Source organism: Sphingobacterium sp. JUb56, assembly GCF_014191365.1.
GTDB lineage: Bacteria > Bacteroidota > Bacteroidia > Sphingobacteriales > Sphingobacteriaceae > Sphingobacterium > Sphingobacterium anhuiense.
Map to the genome: position 1 here is coordinate 871,367 of NZ_JACHWL010000002.1, position 25,028 is coordinate 896,394.

Annotated in this window: 22 protein-coding genes; 10 read left to right on the forward strand and 12 right to left on the reverse strand. The window is 34.7% G+C overall.

Annotation, left to right across the window (positions count from 1 at the left end; genetic code table 11):
- Positions 1 to 52 precede the first annotated feature (52 nt).
- The 3 genes from FHR29_RS23155 to FHR29_RS23165 all read right to left on the reverse strand — a co-directional run bounded on the left by FHR29_RS23155 (position 53) and on the right by FHR29_RS23165 (position 2,939).
- The gene (locus FHR29_RS23155; RefSeq protein ID WP_132769327.1) at positions 53 to 919 is read right to left on the reverse strand and encodes a cupin-like domain-containing protein; all 867 of its coding nucleotides are present in this window, start codon (positions 917 to 919) and stop codon (positions 53 to 55) included.
- 283 nt (positions 920 to 1,202) lie between these two features.
- Positions 1,203 to 1,973: a uroporphyrinogen-III synthase gene (locus FHR29_RS23160; protein WP_021189409.1), complete on the reverse strand. Its 771-nt coding sequence runs from the start codon at positions 1,971 to 1,973 to the stop codon at positions 1,203 to 1,205.
- A 12-nt stretch (positions 1,974 to 1,985) separates the two neighbouring features.
- Positions 1,986 to 2,939: a DUF4271 domain-containing protein gene (locus tag FHR29_RS23165; RefSeq protein WP_221197919.1), complete on the reverse strand. Its 954-nt coding sequence runs from the start codon at positions 2,937 to 2,939 to the stop codon at positions 1,986 to 1,988.
- A gap of 110 nt (positions 2,940 to 3,049) precedes the next feature.
- Here FHR29_RS23165 and FHR29_RS23170 point away from each other — a divergent pair, with 110 nt between their 5' ends.
- On the forward strand, positions 3,050 to 3,610 hold the full coding sequence (locus FHR29_RS23170) for a DNA-3-methyladenine glycosylase I (protein ID WP_132769331.1): 561 nt from the start codon (positions 3,050 to 3,052) through the stop codon (positions 3,608 to 3,610).
- On the opposite strand, the gene hpt is transcribed toward FHR29_RS23170, so the two are convergent.
- Both hpt and FHR29_RS23180 read right to left on the reverse strand, forming a co-directional pair.
- Positions 3,607 to 4,146, reverse strand: coding sequence for a hypoxanthine phosphoribosyltransferase (gene hpt / locus FHR29_RS23175; RefSeq protein ID WP_183917480.1), 540 nt, complete (start codon positions 4,144 to 4,146; stop codon positions 3,607 to 3,609). The two genes, FHR29_RS23170 and hpt, sit on opposite strands and share 4 nt — an antisense overlap.
- Complete coding sequence (locus tag FHR29_RS23180; protein WP_260292715.1) at positions 4,147 to 6,180, reverse strand: transglycosylase domain-containing protein; 2,034 nt, start codon at positions 6,178 to 6,180, stop codon at positions 4,147 to 4,149.
- Between the two features lie 180 nt (positions 6,181 to 6,360).
- On the opposite strand from FHR29_RS23180, the gene FHR29_RS23185 reads away from it, so the two are divergent.
- Positions 6,361 to 7,422 (forward strand): Mrp/NBP35 family ATP-binding protein, encoded by a 1,062-nt coding sequence (locus FHR29_RS23185; RefSeq protein ID WP_021189414.1) that lies wholly within the window; start codon positions 6,361 to 6,363, stop codon positions 7,420 to 7,422.
- Positions 7,423 to 7,543: 121 nt separating this feature from the next.
- On the opposite strand, the gene FHR29_RS23190 is transcribed toward FHR29_RS23185, so the two are convergent.
- From FHR29_RS23190 to FHR29_RS23210, 5 genes are all read right to left on the reverse strand, one after another.
- Complete coding sequence (locus FHR29_RS23190; protein WP_183917484.1) at positions 7,544 to 8,308, reverse strand: exodeoxyribonuclease III; 765 nt, start codon at positions 8,306 to 8,308, stop codon at positions 7,544 to 7,546.
- Between the two features lie 18 nt (positions 8,309 to 8,326).
- Positions 8,327 to 9,079, reverse strand: coding sequence for a peptidylprolyl isomerase (locus tag FHR29_RS23195; protein ID WP_183917486.1), 753 nt, complete (start codon positions 9,077 to 9,079; stop codon positions 8,327 to 8,329).
- A 9-nt stretch (positions 9,080 to 9,088) separates the two neighbouring features.
- Positions 9,089 to 9,436: a hypothetical protein gene (locus FHR29_RS23200; RefSeq protein WP_021188004.1), complete on the reverse strand. Its 348-nt coding sequence runs from the start codon at positions 9,434 to 9,436 to the stop codon at positions 9,089 to 9,091.
- 183 nt (positions 9,437 to 9,619) lie between these two features.
- Positions 9,620 to 10,054: a low molecular weight protein-tyrosine-phosphatase gene (locus FHR29_RS23205; protein WP_183917488.1), complete on the reverse strand. Its 435-nt coding sequence runs from the start codon at positions 10,052 to 10,054 to the stop codon at positions 9,620 to 9,622.
- A 105-nt stretch (positions 10,055 to 10,159) separates the two neighbouring features.
- Positions 10,160 to 11,707, reverse strand: a complete 1,548-nt coding sequence (locus FHR29_RS23210; RefSeq protein ID WP_132769341.1) for a Do family serine endopeptidase — start codon at positions 11,705 to 11,707, stop codon at positions 10,160 to 10,162.
- Between the two features lie 243 nt (positions 11,708 to 11,950).
- Here FHR29_RS23210 and dapF point away from each other — a divergent pair, with 243 nt between their 5' ends.
- Both dapF and FHR29_RS23220 read left to right on the forward strand, forming a co-directional pair.
- Positions 11,951 to 12,733, forward strand: coding sequence for a diaminopimelate epimerase (gene dapF, locus FHR29_RS23215; RefSeq protein ID WP_183917490.1), 783 nt, complete (start codon positions 11,951 to 11,953; stop codon positions 12,731 to 12,733).
- A gap of 171 nt (positions 12,734 to 12,904) precedes the next feature.
- The gene (locus FHR29_RS23220) at positions 12,905 to 15,790 is read left to right on the forward strand and encodes a DEAD/DEAH box helicase (protein ID WP_183917492.1); all 2,886 of its coding nucleotides are present in this window, start codon (positions 12,905 to 12,907) and stop codon (positions 15,788 to 15,790) included.
- A gap of 59 nt (positions 15,791 to 15,849) precedes the next feature.
- On the opposite strand, the gene gltX is transcribed toward FHR29_RS23220, so the two are convergent.
- Positions 15,850 to 17,376 carry a glutamate--tRNA ligase gene (gene gltX / locus FHR29_RS23225; RefSeq protein ID WP_183917495.1) on the reverse strand — a complete coding sequence of 509 codons (1,527 nt, stop codon included), beginning with the start codon at positions 17,374 to 17,376 and terminating at the stop codon, positions 15,850 to 15,852.
- A 161-nt stretch (positions 17,377 to 17,537) separates the two neighbouring features.
- Between gltX and FHR29_RS23230 the strand changes: the two genes are divergently transcribed.
- The 6 genes from FHR29_RS23230 (at position 17,538) to FHR29_RS23255 (ending at position 24,074) form a co-directional block, all read left to right on the forward strand.
- Positions 17,538 to 18,767: a HAMP domain-containing sensor histidine kinase gene (locus FHR29_RS23230; RefSeq protein WP_132769347.1), complete on the forward strand. Its 1,230-nt coding sequence runs from the start codon at positions 17,538 to 17,540 to the stop codon at positions 18,765 to 18,767.
- A complete protein-coding gene (locus FHR29_RS23235) occupies positions 18,748 to 19,296 on the forward strand; it encodes a DinB family protein (RefSeq protein WP_132769349.1) in 549 nt (182 codons plus the stop codon). Before FHR29_RS23230 ends, FHR29_RS23235 begins: the two co-directional genes overlap by 20 nt.
- The gene (locus FHR29_RS23240) at positions 19,268 to 19,687 is read left to right on the forward strand and encodes a hotdog fold thioesterase (protein ID WP_132840961.1); all 420 of its coding nucleotides are present in this window, start codon (positions 19,268 to 19,270) and stop codon (positions 19,685 to 19,687) included. Before FHR29_RS23235 ends, FHR29_RS23240 begins: the two co-directional genes overlap by 29 nt.
- Positions 19,688 to 20,018: 331 nt before the next feature.
- Positions 20,019 to 21,314: a sugar MFS transporter gene (locus FHR29_RS23245; RefSeq protein WP_260292724.1), complete on the forward strand. Its 1,296-nt coding sequence runs from the start codon at positions 20,019 to 20,021 to the stop codon at positions 21,312 to 21,314.
- Positions 21,315 to 21,383: 69 nt separating this feature from the next.
- Positions 21,384 to 23,111: a DUF4091 domain-containing protein gene (locus tag FHR29_RS23250; RefSeq protein ID WP_183917497.1), complete on the forward strand. Its 1,728-nt coding sequence runs from the start codon at positions 21,384 to 21,386 to the stop codon at positions 23,109 to 23,111.
- Between the two features lie 114 nt (positions 23,112 to 23,225).
- Positions 23,226 to 24,074, forward strand: coding sequence for a DUF2911 domain-containing protein (locus tag FHR29_RS23255; protein WP_132840959.1), 849 nt, complete (start codon positions 23,226 to 23,228; stop codon positions 24,072 to 24,074).
- Positions 24,075 to 24,121: 47 nt separating this feature from the next.
- On the opposite strand, the gene cdaA is transcribed toward FHR29_RS23255, so the two are convergent.
- The gene (cdaA, locus tag FHR29_RS23260) at positions 24,122 to 24,916 is read right to left on the reverse strand and encodes a diadenylate cyclase CdaA (protein WP_021188015.1); all 795 of its coding nucleotides are present in this window, start codon (positions 24,914 to 24,916) and stop codon (positions 24,122 to 24,124) included.
- Positions 24,917 to 25,028 lie beyond the last annotated feature (112 nt).

The window sequence follows — 25,028 nt, forward strand, 5'->3', positions numbered from 1 at the left end:
AGAGCTCCACCCTTTTGTGTCGGATGGAGCTCTTTTTATCAATTAAAATATACTATTTTAATTTTTTAATCGCTTTTTGCGCTCGTTTTATTGCCATTTCTATCTTATAATCCAACCATTTCTTTTTAAAGATCCTACGCATAGCATCATCAAAATAACGGGTGATGAACAAATTGCGGGCACCAATTAACTTTTCAGAGAATGTATTTGCTAAAGCCCGAACTGAGATGGAATAACCTTCCGTATCATATTGGATATAATGCCACCACCCTGCCGGCATATATAACGTATCTCCAGGATTTATAACCGCTTCATAGCCTTTTATAAATTGTAATCCAGGATATTCAGCTTCAGTACTGTATTTAGGATTGGCTATACTATGAAAATTATAGGGTAATTTGTACAATAAATCAGATTGATCATTTGGAAATAACCAGATCCGCTTAGATCCTTGAAACTGGGAAATAAACACATGTGACATATCAATATCAAAGTGATTTCTTGTTGACGACCCTTCTCCACCAAAAAATAAGTAAGGTAACCATTGAATCACTTTACCACCGGTCACATCGTTATAAATAACATCCTTTTTTAGTTCTGGTCTAATCTTCAGCAGATTAAAAAGGAACAACCTTAGCTCGGTAGGTTCTGCACTTATTTTATCTAAGTATTCTGCCAAAGTCATTTTCCCAACAGGAGGACTTGCGGCATGATTTTGAGAATTTTCTTCACGCCCATACACATCTACTTGCTCTTGACCTGCAATTTCTTTGAAATAATCGTAACTCCATTTATCCCAACATGCACTATCCTTACTTATAAAGTCTTTAATAATTACAGGCTGACCTTTTTTTAAGTAATCTTTTACAAATTCTTTTGGAGTTATTCCTGAGATACTATCAACTGGTTTTAATTTCACAAGCTATCTGTTTTTACAACTACTACAAACTTAAAAAAAATATTTCTACTTAAACTTATGCCATGATTAAAAACAATCACTCCTGCTAAAGTACTAATTTAGCTCACAAGTTAGTAGAAATATTCTAAATAACTAAATGACACTTGTCATTTAATTTTATATTATCATCTTAATATTACTGAATAAAAACATATAGAGAAGTACAAATAACTTTTCAGTATTCAATCAAACTTCGTCTTAAGCCTTATATCGATCATCATCTCAAATTGAGATAATGATATTTTTATTTATTTACCATTTTTATATATTCCTCAACCGCCATTGTCATACTAGGTGCCTTAGGTGTTGGTGCAGGAATATCTAAAACTAAGCCATGCTCAAGTAATGCTTGTTGTGTGCTTCCACCAAATGCAGCAATTCTGGTTTGATTTTGTTTAAAATCTGGAAAATTCTCATACAGAGATTGCACACTAGAAGGACTAAAGAATACGATTACATCATAAAAAACATCCTTCAGATCAGATAAATCACTTACCACTGTTTTAAAAAGAACAGCAGGTGTAAATTTATAGCCATTTTCTTTCAACCACTTACTTGTCTCTTCATTTGCGACATCTGAACAAGGAAATAAGAAATTTTCGTCTTTATGCTTCTTAAGAACGTCTTCTAAATCTTTAGCTGTTTGCTTTCCAAAGAAAATTTTACGCTTACGATACTGAATATACTTTTGAAGGTACAAAGCTATCGTTTCAGAAATACAGAAATATTTCAACTCAGAAGACACTTCAAAACGCATTTCTTCACAGACTCTAAAGAAATGATCTACAGCATTTCTGCTTGTAAAAATAACAGCCGTAAAATCAGCAAGATTAACTTTATCTTTTCTTACATCACGTGCTGGAACACCCTCTACGTGGATGAAACCTCTAAAATCAAGTTTTAAATTATACTTCAGTGCTAATGCAGCATATGGTGACTTATCATTTTCAGGCTTTGGCAAGGTTACCAATATACTTTTTACCTTTTTCGCTCTTTCTACGTCGGAAGTTTGCATATTATCATTTAATTAGCTTAGTAGTCGCACCAATATTAAAATAGGTGCTATTTCTAGGCAACAAAGATACAAAATTAAATAAAAAACTGAAAACTGCTGTTGAGAGACAACATTTAGCGCTGTCCGTAAAAAACGATAAGAAAACAGCAGTATACCGATGATTACCGTGAAACTGAAGATATAAGACAGATATTCTAAAGGTACAAGACTTACTACAAGCACTACTGGCAGTAAAAATAACAATGAATTAAAGTAAATTAAATATAAGATTGTAACATATTCTTTCACTAATCGCTGTATTTCAAAAACAAACGCTATAAACCTTATAAATCCTATTTTTAAAGCAAATATTATTGCTATGATCGCTGATATTTTTAAATAATTGGTAAAAGATAAGAAGTCAAATCGTTGTAGGATGTATGCATAAAATATACAGACAAATAAGCTTAGTGCTAAAGAAAACAGTAGGTATAAAAAGATAAACGGCCAAGAGGTTAATATGGTATCTTCTTTACTTACTTGTACAATAATTCGTTCATTAAAATATGCAGATACAATTAATTTTACATCTGAAGAGAAGAAAAACCGAACTATTGCAAATGCTAAAAAAAGAAATAGACTTGTAAATAATACCCACCTTTTCCGTTCATATTTTAATATGCCAACATGTACTTTATCTTTACCTTTTAGATCACTTGTTTTAAAATATTGTGTAACAGCATATGAGTTCAAATTATGAAGAATAATTTCATCGCCAACAATTTCTACGATATGATAGGGCCGTATTAAAGATGGATGGAGCAATTCCTGTCCTTTTGGAACTTGTTTCACAGCCAAAGTATCTGAGATCGTTACAGAATCAATGGAAATCTTGCTTATCGAATCAACAGTCTCCTGTCCTTTTGCATTATGGGCAAAAGATAAAAAAATGAAAAAAATAAACTGAATAATGTAGCTTAACTTCACCTGCATCGCTTTGAAACTCTTTAGAGTTGTAAAGTTATGATAAAAATTGGCTTAGAAAAAAAACATTACAAACGCTTTTCTTAACTTCAACCAAAATTAAAAACGAACAGATGTCAACAACAAGATGTTTATGGTGCGGGAACGACCCGCTGTATATGGAGTATCATGATTTGGAATGGGGTAAACAGGTTAAGGATGACAAAACCCTTTTTGAATTTATGATTTTGGAATCTGCGCAAGCTGGATTAAGCTGGATTACCATATTGAAAAGAAGGCCCCAATACAAGGAGGCATTCGCAGATTTTGATGTACAAGCTGTGGCAAAGTTCACTCCTGAAGATGTAGAGCACATTTTAACAAATACGGGAGTTGTCCGCCATCGTCGGAAAATTGAAACATCAATAACAAACGCCCAAATTTTTATCAAAATTCAAGAGGAGTTTGGTAGCTTCTATGAATATCTCTATCAATTTATGCCCAATCGGGAGCGGATTGAAAACAACATCCTAACACAAAAGGACACCGCAGTTACGTCCTTAGAATCTGATTTAATTTCTAAAGATCTAAAAAAAAGAGGTGTTAAGTTTTTTGGATCTACCATTTGCTATGCCTATATGCAAGCTGTAGGGATGGTCAACGATCACCTTAATTCTTGTACTTTCAGAAACTAAATAACAATATTTTTATAAATATGTGGGATATTTCGTCCCAAACCATTGTAATCCATACCGTAGCCAACAACAAACTCTTTTTCAATCTCAAAGCCTACATACTGAATGTTTTCAAAATCATTTTGTAAACATTCAGGCTTTAACAATAGCGTACATACCACTACACTGGATGGTGACTGCTTTTCGATGGAGGCTATGGTATGCTTTAATGAATTACCTGACTCTACTATATCCTCTACAATAATAACATCCCTTCCTTTAAGATCTATACCCAAACCTATAAGCTCACTCATTTCCCCCTGGTTGGTACCCTGATAAGAAGATAGTTTTACAAAAGACATTTCACAAGGAATTACAACCTGCTTCAAAAGGTCGCTCATAAACATGAAACAGCCATTTAAGACACCAATAAATACAGGATTTTTATATTCATAACGATGATTAATATCAACGCCAATCAAACGTATCCGTTTTTGAATCTGATTTTCATCAATCATCAATTCAAAGTGCAATTCATCTATCTGTATCTGTTTCATTTATTTTTCTTCTTTATTTCGCCCTAATAATTTATCAAAAAGAGATCGCTTGTGGGCTTCCGTTGTCTCATCTAAGTTTAGAAAATTATCTTCTCCCTCTTCTAGATCCAATGTATCTGTTTGTACTGAATCAACAAATGCAGGTCTTGCCGATCGAAGATGTGGCACCAACTCGACTTGATAAAAACCATAATTAGACACCGTAGAGTCTACTCCAATCTGCTTTGTCTTAACCATGATGTTGCCATAGGTATTAAAATAGCGGATCATATTTGACTTCAGATGGCCTGTCCAGTCAAAAGAATATAAACCCGTCTTAGGTCGAGGTACAATACTAGACAAAAAGATACTTTCACCTAAATTTAAATCTGCAGGTTTTTTACCAAAGTAATAACGAGATGCTTCTGTAATACCATAAACATTATTCCCCCACTCTATGACATTCAAATACACTTCATAAAGTCGTTTCTTACTGACTTGTTTAGAAGACTCCATCAACCAGACTAAAATAATCTCTTCTACCTTTCTTACTACCGTTTTATTACGGTTCAAAAACACGTTTTTCACAAGTTGCATCGAAATTGTGCTTGCTCCACGTTTAAATTTTTTCTCCTTTAAATTTGTAGCAATTGATAAACGAAAAGCCTCTTCTTGAAAACCGTTATGAGAAAAAAAGAATGGATCTTCCGTGTTGATTAAGGATATCTGCATATACCTTGAAATCTGATCTAAAGGTGTAAAATCTTTATTCTGAGGGCCAAGTACTATTGTTCTCATAGGCTCTCCTTTCTCATAGGCAATGTAGGTAAATGCTGTATTTAATTCTTGAATATTAGCATTACCCCATTTTTCTATTTTTAAATCTTTATCATCCATTTTAGATGTAAAGATCACTTCATTCGGTTTCTTAAAGTTCAATGCAAAATTTAAATCATATTGCATATGTCCGGAAACACGTATACCTTCTAAAGAATGAAATAACCCTTGAGGTATGGCATCAAAAAACTTTTGAGCCTCAATTCGATCAGTATGAATGGCCAGTTCTAATTGTTTATCAGGCTTATGTACATATTTTACATAAGGATTAAATTCAAACTCTTTAACCTTAACCTTACTTTCCTTATCAATTTCAACAGATGTTTTTCCAATATTAAGAATACCACTCATTAAACCTTCAGGAAAAAGAACATCTTTATCTGAAATACGCCAATGATTCAATTTCAAATTCTCAAAACCCCATTCACCAGATAGCGACAATAACTCTTTATTTTTACGATCGACCTTATTTAAACGAAATGTCAACGCATCAAAACTTGCTCTTAAACCAAATTTTCGTCGTAACAATGGTAGCTCTACATCTTTTGCATCAGAAAACAACCGGAGATACATTTCCTTCCCATCAGGATTGACAGTGCCCTCTAGATTCCAGACGGCTTCATGATCATTCAACAGAAATTTTGTTTTAAGATCTCCTCCTGAGATTTCTGCCTCAGGAATTGAGATACGCTGTGAAGTGCTATCATCCTGATAGGATATTTCGAAATTCTGTAAATCCATATCCTTTGGAATTTTAAAGAATACGCTCTTTAGCATACGATCGGCCAGTTCTGCAAAATTAGTTTCAGCTTTATCATTAGCTGTGCTATCTCTATTTTTTTTCTTGAATAGGAAATCGTAATTACTTGTCGAATCTTTCTTAATCAAAGTGACCGCACTATTGTTCATTAAGATCTGACCTAATTTGACATCACCGAATAGTAATGGAAATATTCGAATAGATACAGTCAGATCCTGAATATGGGCCAATTGCTCTTTACCTTTAGGTTGCAAAATAATATTCTGAAACTGAACAGCTGATAGGCCTTTAAAAGAATAATATTGGATTTTAAGGTCCAAGTCATACTTGGTCGCAAGTTTTTCTTTTGCCTTGTTAATTGCAGACAACAAGATACCGTCTCTTTTTTGATATGCGAATACACCTCCTGCTACTATAAATATAGAAATAATTCCTAATACAATGTACAAGATTCGCATTTTCTTGGAGCGAAGAAGGGTCTTAAGATTATTGGACATATTATAACAACGTATCACACTCGATTTTGAATACTCAAATGTAAAAATTAAATCTTAATATCATTAAAAACATCTTTATGACAAGTTTTAATTTATCATTCAGTAAATTTGTAGTTTAATATACATGCATCCATATATCAGATGATAACCAAAGAACAAGTACTAGAAGCATTATCATATGTCGAAGAGCCAGATTTGAAAAAAGATTTGGTTACGCTCAATATGATTCAGAATATTGTGATTGAAGATCAAAAAGTATCTTTCGAAGTTGTTTTAACAACTCCAGCATGCCCACTTAAGGATCATATAGAACATGCTTGTCGCAATGCTATTGCGCATTTTATTGACAAGAATATTGCAGTAGATGTTCACATGACCTCACGTGTATTAGGTAAAGAAGGAAATCAACTTTTAGGAATTAAAAACATCATCCTTGTTTCTTCGGGAAAAGGTGGTGTGGGTAAATCGACTGTTGCTGCAAACCTAGCCTTATCATTACATGCTAAAGGTGCAAAAACAGGACTTTTAGATGCCGATATCTATGGCCCTTCCCTTCCAATTATGTTTGGCTTAGAAGGTGAAAAACCTCAATCTGTACAACATGAAGATGGTACTGTTAAAATACAGCCTATAGAAAAGTTTGGTATCAAATTGTTATCGATCGGATTTTTCACCGATCCAAATCAGCCTATTCCATGGAGAGGTCCAATGGCAACATCGGCTATCAAACAATTATTGAATGACACTGATTGGGGTGATTTAGATTATTTAGTGATCGATATGCCACCAGGAACCGGAGATATCCATATCACTGTTGCCCAAAACTATCCTATTGCAGGTGCAGTCATTGTAACGACACCACAGCATGTAGCACTAGCTGATGCTATTAAAGGTATGGGAATGTTTCTAATGGACTCTATCAATATCCCATTGCTGGGTATCGTGGAGAACATGGCGTACTTCACACCAGCAGAATTACCTGAAAACAAATATTACATATTTGGTAAAGGTGGAGGAACAAGGCTAGCAGAAGAATACAAAATACCTTTCTTAGGGGAGATTCCTTTATTAAAGGGGATTTCTGATGCCGGAGATAACGGTTTTCCAATCGCTATTGATGAAGAAGATCCAACAACCAAAGCATTTATAGCAATCGCTGAAAAAGTAGCACAACAGTTGTCTATTATACAAGCTGTTAGATAGCAACGTATATTGTATAAAAAGAAGAGGCCCTAATAAAAAATTAGGGCCTTTTCTTTTGTGTTGTAAATGACGATAAATTTATTCCATCATTAAATATGGAAGCTACTGCTTCGACATAGTATTATTTTAAGTTAAGGACAACCGGACAGTGATCAGAATGTACCGCCTGATTTAATATTGCAGCCGATTCGATTCGATCTGCTAAAGCAGTTGATACCATATTATAGTCAATACGCCAACCTAAATTTCTAGCACGTGCTCCTGCGCGATAACTCCACCAGCTGTAGTGATGCGGATCTGGATTTAAGTGACGGAAAGAGTCAATATACCCTGAGTTTATAAAATTTTCCATCCATTCCCTTTCCTCTGGTAAAAAACCTGAAGAGTTAGCATTTGATTTCGGATTGTGAATATCAATCGGACGGTGACAGATATTATAATCACCACATACAATTAAATTAGGCTTTTCCTGTAGTAACTGATTCGAATAATCCTGAAAATCTGCAAGAAACCGATACTTAAAATCTTGTCGGATATCTCCCGTGGTGCCTGAAGGAAAATAAGTACTCATGATGGACAAATCATCAAAATCTGCACGAATAATTCGTCCCTCAAAGTCATAATCCTCATGTCCACATCCATACTCAACATGTTTTGGTGTTATTCTAGTAAATATAGCGGTACCGCTATATCCTTTTTTCTGAGCAGGGTACCAATAATGTTCATAACCGAGCTGTTCCAGCAATGCTATTTCAGGAATTTGATCTGGAGTCGCTTTTATCTCCTGCAAACATATAACATCTGCATTTACTTCCTTTACCCAACCTAACCAATCTTTTTTTATGGCCGCTCGTAAACCATTGACGTTATAAGTAACTATTTTCACAGTAATCTTTTTTGAAGCTTAATAATTTTGAGAAGAAAATAAATCTGCAATCTTTGTAAAGAAACCGTTCTGAGGTTTTAAACCCTTTAATTCACGTTCCAAATTAATTGCTTCTCTTTTCGTTAATAATTTAACATACATACGCTCATCAGTTAAAGGACGATCATTTTTATCCGTTTTTACAGCGGCAATCGCGTCGATAACATCCGTTCCAGTGACCAGCTCTCCGAATACCGTATAATTTCCATCCAAATGCGGAGTACCACCCACGGTTGTATAAGTTGTGCGTTGTGCTTCAGTAAATTTTACGCCTTTCATTCGTAAAGTTTCTAAACTATCCAGACCTGCATTCGTAAATTTCTTGCCCTGTACGATGTAAAACTGTGACGCAGAGGACGCTTTTGCCGGATTATCGTCACGTGCGGCACCAAGAGCACCTTTTTTATGAAATAATCCCGATTGTATTTCTGAAGGAATTGTATAACTTGGGCCACCATCACCTAACAGTTGTCCTAATTTGGCATTTTTTGAATCAGGATCTCCACCTTGAATCATAAAATTCTGTATAACACGATGAAACAATAAACTGTCGAAATAGTTTTCTTTCACCAATTTTATAAAATTATCCCGATGCTTAGGTGTTTCATTATACAATTTTAAAACAACTACTCCTTTATCTGTTTGAATACGTACATATTTAAACGCAGGCTTTGCGGCAAATACTACGATCGATAAAGCACAAAAAAATAAACTTAAAACAATTCTTTTCATTACGTTTTATTAAATTACATTTAGCTCTTGAAAATAATCAATGATCAATGATTTTATGATCAACTCTTGTTCAAGCAATGTATAATTAGGAATAGGCTTAATCAATTCCCAATGTGGCCATCCTTGTTCGTCCAACCCCTTAAGCTCATAAAAGCCCATTGCACTAAAAAGTCGGCAATTAGCTATATGCATCAACTCTTCTTTTTCTCTTTTTGAAAAAGTCTGCGGTCCTTTCCCTAATTCCTGGACACCTATCAGAAATAAAAACACTTTTAAATCTGGTAGATCCATATCAAATGACTGTGCAATCTCATGTTGCAAAATCACCCATTTCTTATTTACTTCTGATGCATTCATATAAAGACAATCTTAGATATAAAGACAAACTTAGATAAATTGTAATTTATATACTAATATATAAATGTGAATATGAAACATAGTACATTCAGATTATCAATTTTACCTCAAGTAGATCTCAGCGCGAGATTAGCAAGATGTACCTATCTCCTGAAAATATGGGGTTCTAGACATTTCATGTTATTACTTCCACGCTTTGATTAATTCTTTACAACGAGCTTCGATCATCTTATAAACAGGTTCAAATAAGCTTTCATCAAAATAGGGATCTGGAACAATATCATTAACTAAAAATAAAGCAACTTTATCTTTTTCTTCTTTTGTTGATGCCTGTGCAACGACATCCTTATAATTTTGGTGATCCATTACCAAAATATGATCATAGATTTCAAATAAACGAGGATTAAAATGCATTGCCTTTTGTTGTGAAATATCTACTGCATATTTTTTAGCCACAGCGATAGATCTACGGTCTGGGCTTTGACCAATATGCCAGTCTCCTGTTCCAGCAGATTCAATTGTCCAATCTAAACCTTCTTCCTTTGCCATATGGCTCAGAATACCATGTGCCAATGGTGAGCGACAAATATTTCCTAAACAAACCATTAAAATTTTCATGCCTTAAAAATAATGATAATATTGCTATTATAAGTGGTATATATAAACTAAAAAAAGGTGATTCCGATTCCGAAACCACCTTTCCATAACCAACCTAAAATCTAATTAATATTCAATAGGAACATTAATAATAACAGTACTTCCACGCTCAGGAACTCCTTTTAAACTTACAATATTACGTTTTGTTTTACCTAATGCCGCTTCAATTTCGTCAACATTATTAACTGGAACCCCATTCACCTCTGTTATCACTAATCCTCTTTCTACTCCAAAGTATTCAAATACACCACCTTTATTTATTTGCGTCACTACAACACCTGAGTTAATTCCTAATTCTTTTTTCTTCTCACTAGAAGCAGGCATGAAGCTAGCACCTAACTTATTATAAATTTCGGTAGCACTTTTACTTGATTTATCACCAGCTGCAGCTTTATTAATTTCTTCGCCTTTTAAAGTTACCGTCACCTCTTTCTCTTTTCCATCGCGCTTAAACGTTAATTTAACTTTATCTCCAGGACGTAATCTACCGATTGTTTCTTGTAGAACTGGCGAAGAAGTAATCACTTTACCATTAATTTTCGTAATCAAATCTGCTTTCTGAATTCCTGCAGCTTCAGCAGCTCCACCTTTAACGATATCTTGAACATACAGACCATTCACATCTGTAAATCCTTTTTCTTTCGCTAACTCTGGTGTAATTTCAGTAAAGGTAATACCAATGTATCCACGCTTAACATTTCCAAACTCAATAAAATCGTCAACAATTTTTTTAACTAAATTAACTGGTATTGCAAAACCATATCCAGCATAAACCCCTGTTGGTGATGCTATTGCTGAATTAATACCGATTAACTCACCCTGTGCATTAACCAATGCTCCCCCGCTATTACCTCTATTAATAACGGCATCTGTCTGGATAAAAGACTCAATTGAAGAATTCACAGGAGGTTGGTCCTGATTGCCATATCCTCTTGGTTGTTGTTGACTTTCACCTAAGATCCCAATCTGACGACCTTTAGCACTCACTATACCTGCAGTTACTGTAGACTGTAATCCCAGTGGATATCCTACCGCTAAAACCCATTCTCCGATATTGACATTATCCGAGTTCCCTAGCTTCACGACAGGCAAACCTTTACCTGTCACTTTAAGAAGGGCCAAATCCGTATTTGGATCTCGACCTATTACTTTTGCTTCAAAGGAACGTTTATCTGTCAAGACAACCTCAATCTTATCGGCGTCCTCCACAACGTGATTATTTGTTACAATATAACCATCCTCTGTTATTATTACTCCCGAACCTGACGCTTGGACAGGTTGTGCCTGTCTCTGTTGACGACCACGGCCCTGCGGTGTTCCAAAAAACTCTTCAAACATGTCGAAAGGAGAACCCGATCCACCACCTTGAGGCGCTTGTCTCGTATATGTTGTTTTAATATGAACTACCCCCGGAGACACAATAGCAGCAGCTTGTGTAAAATCAGGATTTCCTGTTGAGGACATCACTCCAGTTGGATTGTTCGCAAAATATACTTTCTGTTTGTCTTCGATAGACATTCCTTCAAACTTTTTATTTTCAAAAAGCTTATAACCCCCAAGGGCTACGGCTCCACCGAAGACTGCTGTTAATAAAGTTAAACTTACTTTGTTCATAAACTATAGCTTCTAAATTTTTTATTAAATATGATATACTTCAAATTGATATTTATCCCGAAAATTTATTCTACATAAATATAACAGATACTTTTCAAATCTAGTACCATTTCAATATTCTCTGCAAATTAGACACGTTAAAAAATGTTAATTAAAGCCTATGAAAGACTATTTTAACAAAACTTAACTTTCCCTATGTTATCTGTAACAGAAAAGTTAATTTTGCTAGATACAATCACTCAAATGGAATCAAAAATTAAATTTTCAAAATACCAAGGCGCCGGCAATGACTTTATTCTAATTGATAATAGAAAGCTTCATTTCGACAGTAAGAATGAGGGTTTGATACAAAAGCTTTGTGACCGAAGATTTGGTATCGGTGCAGATGGCCTGATGTTATTGCAAGAAAAAGAAAACTTTGATTTTGAGATGATTTATTACAATTCGGATGGACGAGAAGGAACTATGTGTGGCAATGGGGGCCGGTGTATTGTTGCATTTGCTAGAGATCTCAAATTAATATCTGACAAAACTGACTTTTTGGCAGTAGATGGAAGTCATCATGCCAATTTAGAAAATAATTTGATTGACCTGCAGATGATTGATGTTCAAGAAATAAGCCGTGATGAAGAGGCATACGTGATCAATACAGGCTCCCCTCACTATATTAAGTTTATGCATAATCTGGTTGATTTAGATGTTTTCAAGGCAGGTTATGAGATTCGAAACAATGAGATCTACAAAACAGTGGGTATCAACGTCAATTTTATCGAAAAAGAAGTCGACTCCGGATATTTCTTACGTACATTTGAACGAGGTGTTGAAGATGAAACATTTGCTTGTGGCACCGGAGCAACTGCAGCAGCGATGACTATAGCTCTCCACGAAAATCTAAATGGACAAATAACAATACCTATCCGTGTATTAGGAGGTCAATTGTATATTTCCTTTCTTAAAGACGGAACTTCCTTTACAGAAGTTTACCTGAAGGGCCCTGCCACATTTGTTTTCGAAGGAATGATTTAATTCCCCATCTTTGACTGACCAAAAAATTTATTAAAAAGTCAAATATTACTTGATGAACATAAACAAAATCCACGTTTATGTTCATTGAGCATAAATTTATTAACAAATTTTAGCAACATCATATAGATTAATCTGTATATTAGAAACCTTTTTAGAGGTACGAATATATTAATGCAACAAACAAAGTTATCTTCATCACACCGAATTGTTTATTCAATCTGCGAACATCCTTACTTGGGCTATTTAATAGAACCACATGTGGTTAAGTTAAATCCAAATGGGACATATTCACTTCGATATCAACGCGTATTTAGCAATACAGTCAATGAATATGCGCAAGCGGTCGATGAATTGGATTATAAATTAATCCGATTATTAGATGAAATTGAGCAAACAAGCCTTATTAAAAAGTTCCATAAAAAAGCAATAAGACCCGTAGACTTTTTTTCAAAAGTATTTGATAAAAATCTGTATGAATTATTAAGAACAAAAATTGATCAGGTATTGTTACAATTCTTTGCCCTTGTTGGAGAGAAGCCTATATTCCTCATGAGCAAAGATGGTTATCCTGCAGATCAAAAACTATTGATTGCTCCTCAACCCGCTTCCGTACTTTTCCATTTTAGAAGAAATGAAGAGGAAACCCGCTATTTTCCAACGATTAAATATGAAGACCATCGTATGGAATTCATGTTTAAGAACGCACAAGTCATTGTCAATGAACAAGCTTGGCTACTTTTAAACAATACCCTATTCCACTTCGACCAACAATTAGAGGGGAAAAAACTCAGCCCTTTTTTAAATAAAAGATTCATATCTGTATCCAGAAGTACCGAGAAAAAATATTTTGAAACTTTTGTTTGTAGCTTAATAGAGAAATATAATGTATATGCTGAAGGCTTTGAGATCAAAACCCATCAACATAATGCCAACCCAATATTAAAATTAATCTATCATGAGGAAGGTGATTCGCATGTTGAATTGCAGTTTCAATATGGGCCTTATATCTTTTCGTCTGGAAAAGACAATAAGGTCAATGTTCGTATGGAATATGATGAGGAAAATGATCTGTATACTTTCCATCGTATAAAAAGATCGATTATTTGGGAAGAAAATCAGGCAAAGATCATTACTGAGCTTGGTTTAGAAAAACTATATCCCCACTCTAATGATTTACTGCCAAAAGAAATACTTGGAAAACGGCCTTCTATTTTTGATTGGATAAGTCAAAATGATTTGGTATTGCGGGAAAAAGGGTTTGAAATCATTCAGGATGTAGCCGAAAAGAAATTCTTCATCGGCCAAACTTCCATTGATATATCCATCAATGAGGATAACGACTGGTTTGATATCAAAGCGATCGCAAAATTTGGTCCTTTTGAAATTCCTTTTATTCAATTGCGTCATCATATCCTTCATAACATTAAAGAATTTACTTTACCCAATGGAGAGATCGCGATGATACCTGAAGAGTGGTTTGCACAATACAATCACTTATTTCAATTCTCTAGGGATAAGAATGAATTAAAATTAAATAAAATTCATCTAGGCTTGCTGTATGAAATCAGTGAACATACAGAACTTACCTTTAGTCGAAAATTAAAAAAATTAGCTGATTTCGAAGAAATCGCTGATGCACCATTACCTAAAAATTTTCATGGTCAACTCCGACCTTATCAAAGGGCTGGCTACAATTGGTTCAATTTCTTACAGCAATATAAATTTGGAGGATGCTTGGCAGATGATATGGGTCTTGGTAAAACTATTCAAACATTAGCCCTACTGCAACATCAAAAAGAAATATTAATAGCAGACCATGCTGTCAAAACATCTTTACTAATATTGCCAACCTCATTAATTTACAATTGGCAAAATGAGGCTACTAAATTTGCTCCTGATCTTAAGATTTATCTGCATACGGGAAATAATAGATTAAAAGACCCACAGTTGCTTTCTCCGTATGATCTGGTCATTACTACATATGGTATCACTCGTATTGATGAGGAATTTTTAAATCAGTTTTACTTCAACTATATCATTCTTGATGAAAGTCAAAACATTAAAAATCCAACATCAAAATCATTTAAAGCGATCAAAAGTCTAAAAAGTCAACATAAATTAGCATTAAGCGGAACACCCGTAGAAAATTCAGTTTCTGATTTATGGACACAGATGCATTTTACAAATCCAGGCCTCTTGGGTAGTTATACTTATTTTCAAAAAGAATTTGTTCAACCAATCGAAAAGAAAAAGGATGAAGAAAAAGCAAAAAGACTTCAAACTATAGTTAAACCGTTCATTTTACGCAGAACTAAAGATCAAGTAGCAACGGAATTACCTCCAAAAACGGAACAGGTCCTTTACTGCGAAATGTCAGAGAAACAGCATGAACTGTATGAAAAGGTTAAATCGGAATATCGTAATGCCATTTTAGACAATCAGCTCGCAGGAAAAGCAAAATCAAATCAGATCGCATTATTACAAGGATTGATTAAATTGAGACAACTTGCCAACCACCCGAAAATGGTTGATCAGGAATACACAGGCAATTCGGGTAAATTCGATACTGTCATTGAAACACTTGAAAAAGTACTTCAAAATGGTAATAAAGTATTGATTTTCTCTCAATTCGTCAAGCAGTTGAATATTTTCAGAAGCTATTTTGACAAAAAAAGTATTAATTATGCCTACTTGGATGGAAGCACAAAAAATAGGGACGAAGCTGTTAGTCAATTTAGAGAAGATAAAGACACCAAGCTGTTTTTAATATCCATCAAAGCCGGCGGTGTAGGCCTAAACCTTATTGAAGCGGACTATGTATTTATTTTAGATCCATGGTGGAATCCTGCTGTGGAGCAACAAGCTGTTGATAGATCTCACCGTATTGGACAAACAAAAAATGTCTTTATATACAAATTCATCTCAAAAGATACTGTCGAAGAGAAAATACTTGCAATGCAAAACAGGAAGCGTTCCATTGCTCAAAGTTTAATTACCACTGAAGAAAGTTTTATCAAATCACTCTCTTCAGAAGATATTCATGAGCTACTGGGTTAGTTGCTCAAAAAAAGCCCCCCATACAACGCATGGGGGGCTTATCATATATATCAGTGCTCTTATTCAGCTGTAAAAGCTACTAAAGCTTTATTAACACGAGCTATTACTTCTTCTTGTCCTAATAATGAAACGATTTGGAACACATCTGGACCAAATTTACCTCCCACTAACATAATACGGAAAGGCATCATCAATTCACCCATTTTCATGCCTGACTCCTGAATAGCACCTTTAAAGTACGCTTCCAATGCTGAAGCATCCCAAGACTCAAATTCACCAAATTCGCTATTAACTTTCTGAAAGAAATCCGTTTTCTCAGCAGACCATTTAGGTTTAACAGCAGCTAGGTCATAATTTTCTGGTTGTACAAAGAAGAATGATGCTTGTTCCCAAAAATCCGAAACAAAAGTCAAACGCTCTTTCACTGCACTTAAAACTTCAGTAACAAAATGATCGTCTACCTTTTGCACGTTATGCAATGTTAACAGGGCTTTAATCTGTGGCAATAAATCCTCGTTAGACGATTTTTTGATCCACTCATGGTTGAACCATTTCGCCTTTTCAAAATCAAATTTTGCTCCAGCTTTACTAATACGCTCTACCGAGAATTTTGCGATCAATTCATCTAAAGAAAACAATTCTTGTTCTGTGCCATCATTCCATCCCAGTACACCTAACATATTGACAAATGCTTCCGGCAAAAATCCCATTTCACGGAATCCCTGCGTTACAGTCTCTGATTGCGCATCTTTCCAATTCATAGCATACACAGGAAAACCTAATCGGTCACCATCACGCTTACTCAATTTACCATTACCATCGGGCTTCAATATTAATGGTAAATGTGCCCATTTTGGCATTTCATCATTCCATCCTAAATATTCCCATAATAAAACATGTACAGGAGCAGAAGGTAACCATTCTTCCCCTCGGAAAACGTGAGAAATCTCCATTGCTTTGTCATCGACGACAACAGCTAAGTGATAAGTAGGCATTCCATCAGCTTTTAACAAAACCTTATCATCAATAAGATTAGTATCAAAACTTACTTGTCCACGAATCATATCATTAAAAGAAACGGTTTCATCTGTTGGTACTTTGATACGAACCGTATGGGGTGTACCTGCGGCTAATAGTTCTGCTGTTTCTTCTTGTGATAAACTTAATGAATTTCTAAGTTTCAATCTATTTTCATGGCTGTAACGGAAATTCGGTTGTTCTTTTCGTTGTTCATCCAATTCAGCCGAAGTATCAAATGCATAATAAGCATATCCCTTTTCTATCAATTGTTCCGCAAATTTGCGATAAGAAGGTTTTCTTTCACTTTGACGATAGGGGCCAAAATCGCCACCTTTAAGAGGGCTTTCATCTGGTGTTAAGCCACACCAAGCTAAACATTCATTAATATATTCTTCTGCACCAGCAACAAATCGTGTCTGATCCGTATCTTCAACACGCAAAATAAAATCTCCTTGATGTTTACGCGCGTACAAATAATTAAATAAAGCTGTACGAACTCCTCCAAGGTGCAATCCACCTGTAGGACTTGGTGCAAAACGCACTCTTACTTTTCTTTCAGAACTCATGACACAAAATTACCACAAAATTTTCATTTCAATGAAACTATAGCACTGATAACCACAATAAAATAATAAAACAGGGAGTTTATGAATAGATAAATGTTGCCGATAAAGGTAAATTTCATTTAATTACTTAATTTGCGGCAACAAGATTCCTGATCACTTATATGAATCCGTATCAATACAACCAACAACGTTGGAAATTTTTCTTGCTTATTTTCGCGGCCATCATCGCGGCAGCTTCGCTTTTGTACACAAATTACCTTGTTCGAAATTTATCAAAGGTAGAGCGAACAAAAGCAGAAGTATGGGCAATGAGTACAAAAAGTATTATGACCATGCCAGATGTTGACGATGAATTTATAACGTTCGTCTACTCGGTAAGAGATAGTCTAGCAGTTCCTGCAATCATTACTGATGAAAAGGATAATATTGTATTCTGGAGGGATTTAGATTCGACCAAAACAAACATTAAAACAACAGCAAAAGATAGCTCGAACCATCATTTGGATTACGATCCACATTACTTTGAGAAGCAACTCAATTTCATGAAGAAAAGCCATGCTCCTATTATTTTAAATTTAGACAATGGAGCAAAATGGATGGTATATTACAAAGACTCCTGGTTTCTACAACAACTTCGTGTGTTTCCTTATATTCAGTTATCATTAATCGCTATCTTTCTAATTATTGGATATACCGTCTTTAATTCTATTCGAAAATCAGAACAGAATTTAGTCTGGGTAGGTTTGACTAAGGAAGCTGCTCATCAGCTCGGCACACCGATTTCTTCATTAATGGGCTGGGTTGAGCTTATTAAATTAAAGTTCGATGCAGAAGATGACGAAACTTTAAATGAGATGGAAAATGACATTAAACGTTTAGAAATCGTCGCCGATCGCTTTTCCAAAATTGGTTCAACACCTGTTCTTCACAATGCGAATGTTTATGAGGTGATAGCCGCTTACATTCGTTACTTCAAAGTAAGAACAAGTGACAAGATTCTCTTCGAGCTCACGGGTGACAAACATGTTGAAGCGAAACTAAACATTCCCTTATTTGATTGGATTATTGAGAATCTTCTGAAAAATGCCGTTAACGCAATTGCATCAGAAGGAAAGATAACTGTTAAAATATCTGAAAATATTGCGAAAGAGGAAATTTTTATAGACATTAGTGATACAGGTAAAGGAATTCCCAGATCAAATTTTGAAACGGTATTTCAACCAGGTTTCACCACGCGCAAACGAGGGTGGGGATTGGGACTGAGTTTAACCAAAAGAATGGTACATTATCATCAAGGCCACATTTTTGTCAAAGACTCGGAAATAGGAAAAGGAACAACATTTAGAATAATATTAAAAAGTAATCTAACATATGAACCCACTGAAATCTGATGAATACCCAGCGGTGTATTCCACGTACATTGAGACCGTTGTCGGCGATGTCATGGAAGTACTGGAAGAACAAATTTTATCCTTTCCAGCGTTCCTAGATACCATACCTGAAGAAAAAGGCGATTACCGTTATGCAGAAGATAAATGGTCTATTAAAGAGGTAATAGGGCATATTTTGGATAATGAACGTATTATGGCTTACCGTGCCCTACGCTTCTCTCGAAATGATATGAAAGAACTTTTGGGGTATGATCAAGAATACTTTATCCAAAACTCAAGATATAGCGAACGTACATTAGCCTCTCTAAGTAAAGAGTTTGTACATCTTAGAAAAGCAAATATGTTTCTTTTCGAAAACTTCAATGAGGCAGAATTAGAGAGAAAAGGAATGGCGTCAGAAAGACTCACAAGTGTAAAAGCTTTATTATATGTGATTGCCGGACACCTAAATCATCACCGCATAATTATTCAAGAGCGTTATTTCAACTCAAACAATGTCCATGATTTGGTTTCAGAATTACAGCATTGAGCAGATAAACGGTATCCTCTCTCAATATATGACCGGTCTGCTCGAAATTAAAGCGACGGCAATCGATAGTCATTCCATTACTGCAACGATGCCCGTGAATGACAAAACAAGACAGCCATTTGGAATCCTGCATGGCGGAGCATCTGTTGTACTAGCCGAATCAATAGGAAGCATCGCATCCAATCTGATTATTGATCCAGATATTTATAAAGGCGTGGGATTGGAGATTAATGCTAATCATTTGAGACCGGTTGCTACAGGATTAGTAACCGCAGTTTGTACAGCTGTACACATTGGCAAACAAACTCATATTTGGGATGTACGAATTGCAGATGAATCGGGTAACTTAAACTGTATTTCCAGATTGACAGTCGCTATTATACCAAAATAAAATTATTTTAAAACATTTGTTCTTATTACTTGTCTTAAATATAAATGAAGCCAACTGGATTGGTTTACAAATACGGTTTTTACAAGAAAGGAGTATTATACTAGGTATAATGCTCCTTTTTTCTAATGAAAATATTACTAAATAATCTCAAAAACCACTTCTTTTTATTTCCTATATTGAATTTATTTAATTAGTCTTGTAATGGAAAGCATGATTTTTTATTATAAACCAATATCAATCGATTGTGTAAGCACATCTTGAATAGAGACACTATAAAAATCATTATTTTCTAATTTTATAATCTAAAAAACAATTAATTGATACTAAAAAAATGAATTCTCAACCAAATTCAGGAAAAACAGCATTTCGCCCCATGGCTATGTGTTGTGCCTTATTCTTCATTTTAGGATTTGTCACTTGGGCAAATGGAACACTTATCCCATTCTTAAAGATTGCCTGTAATTTAGAAACAGATTTACAAGCCTTTTTTGTAACATTTGCTTCTTACATCGCTTACTTCTTTTTAGCAATCCCAAGTTCTTGGATTTTGAAAAAAATTGGTTTTAAAAATGGATTAGTTCTCAGCTTAATTTTACTTGGAGTTGGTTCTTTAATTTTCATTCCTGCTGCAGATGGTAGAAGCTATATTCTTTTCTTAACAGGAATTTTTGTTCAAGGTTCTGCAATGGCATTACTACAAACTGCTGTTAACCCATATTTAAGTATCATAGGCCCTATTGACAGTGCTGCACAAAGAATATCTATTGCTGGCTTTTTCAATAAATCTGCAGGTATTATTGTTCCATTAATATTTGGTACATTATTCTTAAAAGATTCTTCTGCTATAACAGCCAAATTGGATGCCGCAGTAGATATGGAAGCTAAAAATGCCATTCTAGATTCTTTATTACAACGTGTACATACACCATACATTACATTAGCTGTTATCTTTGTTTTATTTGCGATCGTTATTAAAATAACACATTTACCTGAGGTGGATGTAAATGCAGAAGAAGAACATACTGATAAGAATGGGGCAGTTATTCTTAAAGAGAAAAAAACAAGTGTATTCCAATTCCCACACCTATTCTTAGGCTCTTTAGCTATCTTTTTCTGTGTTGCTGTAGAAGTAATGGCTGGAGATATTATTGGTGTTTATGCAAGAGAATTAAATATCCATGGTGCATTAGTTACCTATGCGACAACATTCACATTAGGATGTATGCTTTTAGGTTACATTGTTGGTATTATTGCAATACCAAAATTTGTTTCTCAACAATTAGCATTACGAGTTTGTACTATTGTTGGTATTTTATTCACTGTTATTTCTGTATTTACAACTGGAATCACTTCATTCATTTTCGTTGCCCTTTTAGGTATTGCCAATTCTTTAATGTGGCCTGCTATTTTCCCACTAGGTATTAAAGGTCTAGGCCGTTTTACTAAAACAGGATCAGCCATCATGATTATGGGTATTGCCGGAGGAGCTATTTGGCCTCTAATTTATGGTTACTTAAAAGATAATTTACATGTTGACTTTCAACATGCATTTCTTTATGCTATGGTTCCTGCTTATCTGTATATCTTATACTTCGCAACAAAGGGCCACAGAGTCGGACAGAAATAAAAAATACTAATTACAATCAAATAGCGATTATTTTTAAGAAATAATCGCTATTTTCTTATCCACCTAAATATGAAAAAATCGTTTTATTGTTTACTATTTGGTCTATTCGTTTATGCACAACAGGGCTATTCCCAGAGAATAAATGAACTGAAAGATCCAAAAGCCCCTCAAACAACTGAAAAATGGAACAGTCTAAAAGAGAATAATAACTTGTCTTTTAGCACAGCTGATTATAGTTATTCCAAAACAAACCCACCCACCCTAGAAACACTAAGTAAATCATGGATTACAAAAGCTTGGAGAGGTGAGAAAGTACATACACAATTAGTCTTTTGGAGTAACCAAAATCACGATAAAATTGAAGTGAGTTCTTCACCGTTAAAAAATAGCAAAGGGCAGGAAATCGGAACAAAAGATATTACTACTGGGTATATTTCTTATGTAATGACAGACCTTCCTGGAGATTTAAAAAATGGTTGCGGTATCAGTAAAATACTAGATTCCGCTTTAGTTGCAGACCGTATCACCAATCAATCAAGTTTTGAATATGATAAAAATACCACGAGACCCCTCTGGTTAAGTATTCAAGTTCCTCGTGATGCAGCTCCTGGAATCTATAAAGGATCACTTACACTAAAAGGTACAAATTATAACACCACTATTCCTTATACAGTAGAGGTATTATCACATATACTTCCTAAAGCAAAAGATTGGGCTTATCATTTAGATCTATGGCAAAACCCTTACTCTATTGCTCGGCATCATAACGTCGAGCTATGGTCTCCTGCACACTTCAGTGTCATGAAACCATATTATGAAAGGTTACGCGATGCTGGTCAGAAAAATATCACTGCAAGTATCATCAACGATCCTTGGAATGGTCAAACGTATGATAAATACCAAGCTATGATCAAATGGACTAAAAAGAAGGACGGTTCTTGGTCATATGATTACAGTATTTTTGATAAATGGGTAAGTTTCATGCGTGAAATTGGAATTTCAGAATATATCAATTGTTATAGCATGATTCCATGGAATATGAATTTCCAATATTTTGATGAAAACACCGGAAAATATGAAATTTTAAAAATAAAAACTGATGATCCAAAATATAGAGCACATTGGTTACCTCTTTTAAAAGATTTCGCAAAACACCTTAAACAAAAAGGATACTTCGAATGGACAACCATTGCCATGGATGAAAGACCCCAGGAAGATATGAAACGTGCTATTGCTATTATCAAAGAAGCTGATCCCCAATTCAAATCATCTCTTGCCGGTGGATATCATCCACAAATTTCGAATGAATTTGCAGATTATAGTATTACTCTAGGAGAAGATATGGCTCCAGATGTATTAAAAGCCCGTCAGGAAAAAGGTTACAAAACCACTGTTTACACTTGCTGTTCAGAAATATTCCCGAACACTTTTACTAATTCTGGATATCAAGAAGCAACCTGGTTAGCGTGGCACAGTGTTCAAAGAGGTTTTGATGGTTATTTAAGATGGGCATTTGACTGCTGGAATTCAAATCCTAATCAAGATACACGTTATGGAACGTGGTTAGGTGGCGATACCTATTTTGTTTATCCTGATAATATGACTTCTATTCGTTTCGAAAAATTAATTGAAGGGATTCAGGATGCTGAAAAAATAAGAATCTTGAAAAAAGAGTTAAAAGCATCTCAATTACAGAAATTAAATAATGCCATTGCTGGATTCACAAATAAAAACATCAATCAAAAAGCAATACCAAACCAAGTGAAAGAAGCACAAAAATTATTAAACAGTTTATAAAAATATAGAATATAAGAGCCGATAAATATGATTTACCGGCTCTTATTATTAATAATCAAAATTCTTTATTCTGATTTTTTACGAGTAAATTAGGAAAAATTAAACGTTTCCAAAATGAAAAAATCTATTTTAACACTGTGCGCCGCGACGGTACTCACATTTAGTATCTCTACAACTTCTTTTGCTCAAGTAAAATTGCCGCAAGCAAGTAGTACGACTTCGATTACTCAAGGTTTAGGGATTAAAAACATAGCGCTTACATACCAAAGACCGAACATAAACGGTCGTGTTATCTTTGGTAATTTAGTTCCTTACAATGAAGTTTGGAGAACAGGTGCTAATAACCTTCCTATTATTAAATTTGAAGAAGAAGTTACAATAGAAGGAAATAGGGTTCCTGCAGGAACATATGGTATTTTAACTATCCCAACTAAAGGTGACTGGACAATCATATTAACAAAAAACAGTAATCAGTGGGGAGCCTATACCTACGATAAGAAAGATGATTTAGTTCGTTTTAATGTAAAATCCACAAAACTTTCTAATAAGGTAGAAACTTTTACCATGCAATTTGAAAATGTAACAACTAATTCGGCTACACTATCATTAGCTTGGGAAAACACATACACGAAATTTACAATTAAAACCGATCAAACGAAGGAGATTTTAGCTAATATTGATCAAGCAATGAAAGGTGATAAAAAACCTTATCTACAGGCTGCACAATTTTATCTAAGTAATAATTTAGATCTTAATAAAGCATTAACATGGGCAAATGAGGCTGAAAAAGAAAATCCTGATGCACCATATGTTCGTTATTGGAAAGCTAAAATTCAATTAAAATCTGGCGATAAAAAAGGTGCAATTGCAACAGCTCAAAAAGGAGTAGAAATTGCACAAAAAGGGAATAATGCTGAGTACGTTAAATTAAATAACCAGGTGATCCAAGAAGCTGGTAAATAATAATATTATGCTATAAAAAACGCCACTTCGAAAAAAGTGGCGTTTTTTTATAATTCTTCTTTCAGCAATTCTGCGAGTTCCTCATGTGTAATATTCATATTGACATTGCCATCTTTTGCAAAAGATATTTCACCCGTTTCCTCTGATACAATAACAGCGACAGCATCAGATACCTCTGTCACCCCAATCGCGGCACGATGTCGTAAGCCAAATTGCAAAGGCAGATCTTCGCTATCTGATAAAGGTAAAATACAAGAAGCTGACATAATTTTAAAATCAACAACAACTACAGCTCCATCATGTAGGGGGCTATTTTTATTAAAAATACTTTCAATGAGGCGCTTTGAAATATGTGCATCAATGTACTCGCCGCTGCTTTGATAATATTCTTCATCAAAATATTTAGAAAAAACCAATAGCGCACCCGTACGGGATTTTGACATGCTGCGACATGCTTCTATAATGGGTCTCATGTGTTCAGAATTATCTTTTGCAACGGTTCGTTTACTAACTAGGAAAGACCATAAGATCTTCTTTCGCTTCATCGAAATGTTTTTCCCTATATGTAACAGGAAACGCCGGATCTCCTGTTGAAATACAACAATCAAGGCAATAGAACCAACAGAGATAAAGCCCCCAAATATTTCCGTCAGCAAGCGCATATGCATCTGCTTAACAATTATATATATTCCGTAAAATAATGCGACACCAATTAATATATTAACAGCAATGGTCCCGCGTATCAAACTATACACATAGTAAATAATAATCGCTACTAAAATAATATCGATAACATCGAGCAACCGGAAACCTCTAAAAAGGCTGTAATCAAATCCTTCCATATAGATGCAAGTTAAAAAAAATCAATTTAAGAATCTGTTCTTTATCAAGCAAATTGTTGCTAATATGAGTAAGCATGCAAATTGTTTTGTATTTTTACTTAAAAGATTGAAA

Bases quoted from the DNA above. Each gene is read 5' to 3' on its own strand.
- FHR29_RS23160 (WP_021189409.1), bottom strand. From the start codon at position 1,973: ATGCAAACTTCCGACGTAGAAAGAGCGAAAAAGGTAAAAAGTATATTG.
- FHR29_RS23170 (WP_132769331.1), top strand. From the start codon at position 3,050: ATGTCAACAACAAGATGTTTATGGTGCGGGAACGACCCGCTGTATATG.
- hpt (WP_183917480.1), bottom strand. From the start codon at position 4,146: ATGAAACAGATACAGATAGATGAATTGCACTTTGAATTGATGATTGAT.
- FHR29_RS23180 (WP_260292715.1), bottom strand. From the start codon at position 6,180: ATGCGAATCTTGTACATTGTATTAGGAATTATTTCTATATTTATAGTA.
- FHR29_RS23185 (WP_021189414.1), top strand. From the start codon at position 6,361: ATGATAACCAAAGAACAAGTACTAGAAGCATTATCATATGTCGAAGAG.
- FHR29_RS23195 (WP_183917486.1), bottom strand. From the start codon at position 9,079: ATGAAAAGAATTGTTTTAAGTTTATTTTTTTGTGCTTTATCGATCGTA.
- FHR29_RS23200 (WP_021188004.1), bottom strand. From the start codon at position 9,436: ATGAATGCATCAGAAGTAAATAAGAAATGGGTGATTTTGCAACATGAG.
- FHR29_RS23205 (WP_183917488.1), bottom strand. From the start codon at position 10,054: ATGAAAATTTTAATGGTTTGTTTAGGAAATATTTGTCGCTCACCATTG.
- FHR29_RS23210 (WP_132769341.1), bottom strand. From the start codon at position 11,707: ATGAACAAAGTAAGTTTAACTTTATTAACAGCAGTCTTCGGTGGAGCC.
- dapF (WP_183917490.1), top strand. From the start codon at position 11,951: ATGGAATCAAAAATTAAATTTTCAAAATACCAAGGCGCCGGCAATGAC.
- FHR29_RS23220 (WP_183917492.1), top strand. From the start codon at position 12,905: ATGCAACAAACAAAGTTATCTTCATCACACCGAATTGTTTATTCAATC.
- gltX (WP_183917495.1), bottom strand. From the start codon at position 17,376: ATGAGTTCTGAAAGAAAAGTAAGAGTGCGTTTTGCACCAAGTCCTACA.
- FHR29_RS23230 (WP_132769347.1), top strand. From the start codon at position 17,538: ATGAATCCGTATCAATACAACCAACAACGTTGGAAATTTTTCTTGCTT.
- FHR29_RS23235 (WP_132769349.1), top strand. From the start codon at position 18,748: ATGAACCCACTGAAATCTGATGAATACCCAGCGGTGTATTCCACGTAC.
- FHR29_RS23240 (WP_132840961.1), top strand. From the start codon at position 19,268: ATGATTTGGTTTCAGAATTACAGCATTGAGCAGATAAACGGTATCCTC.
- FHR29_RS23245 (WP_260292724.1), top strand. From the start codon at position 20,019: ATGAATTCTCAACCAAATTCAGGAAAAACAGCATTTCGCCCCATGGCT.
- FHR29_RS23250 (WP_183917497.1), top strand. From the start codon at position 21,384: ATGAAAAAATCGTTTTATTGTTTACTATTTGGTCTATTCGTTTATGCA.
- FHR29_RS23255 (WP_132840959.1), top strand. From the start codon at position 23,226: ATGAAAAAATCTATTTTAACACTGTGCGCCGCGACGGTACTCACATTT.
- cdaA (WP_021188015.1), bottom strand. From the start codon at position 24,916: ATGGAAGGATTTGATTACAGCCTTTTTAGAGGTTTCCGGTTGCTCGAT.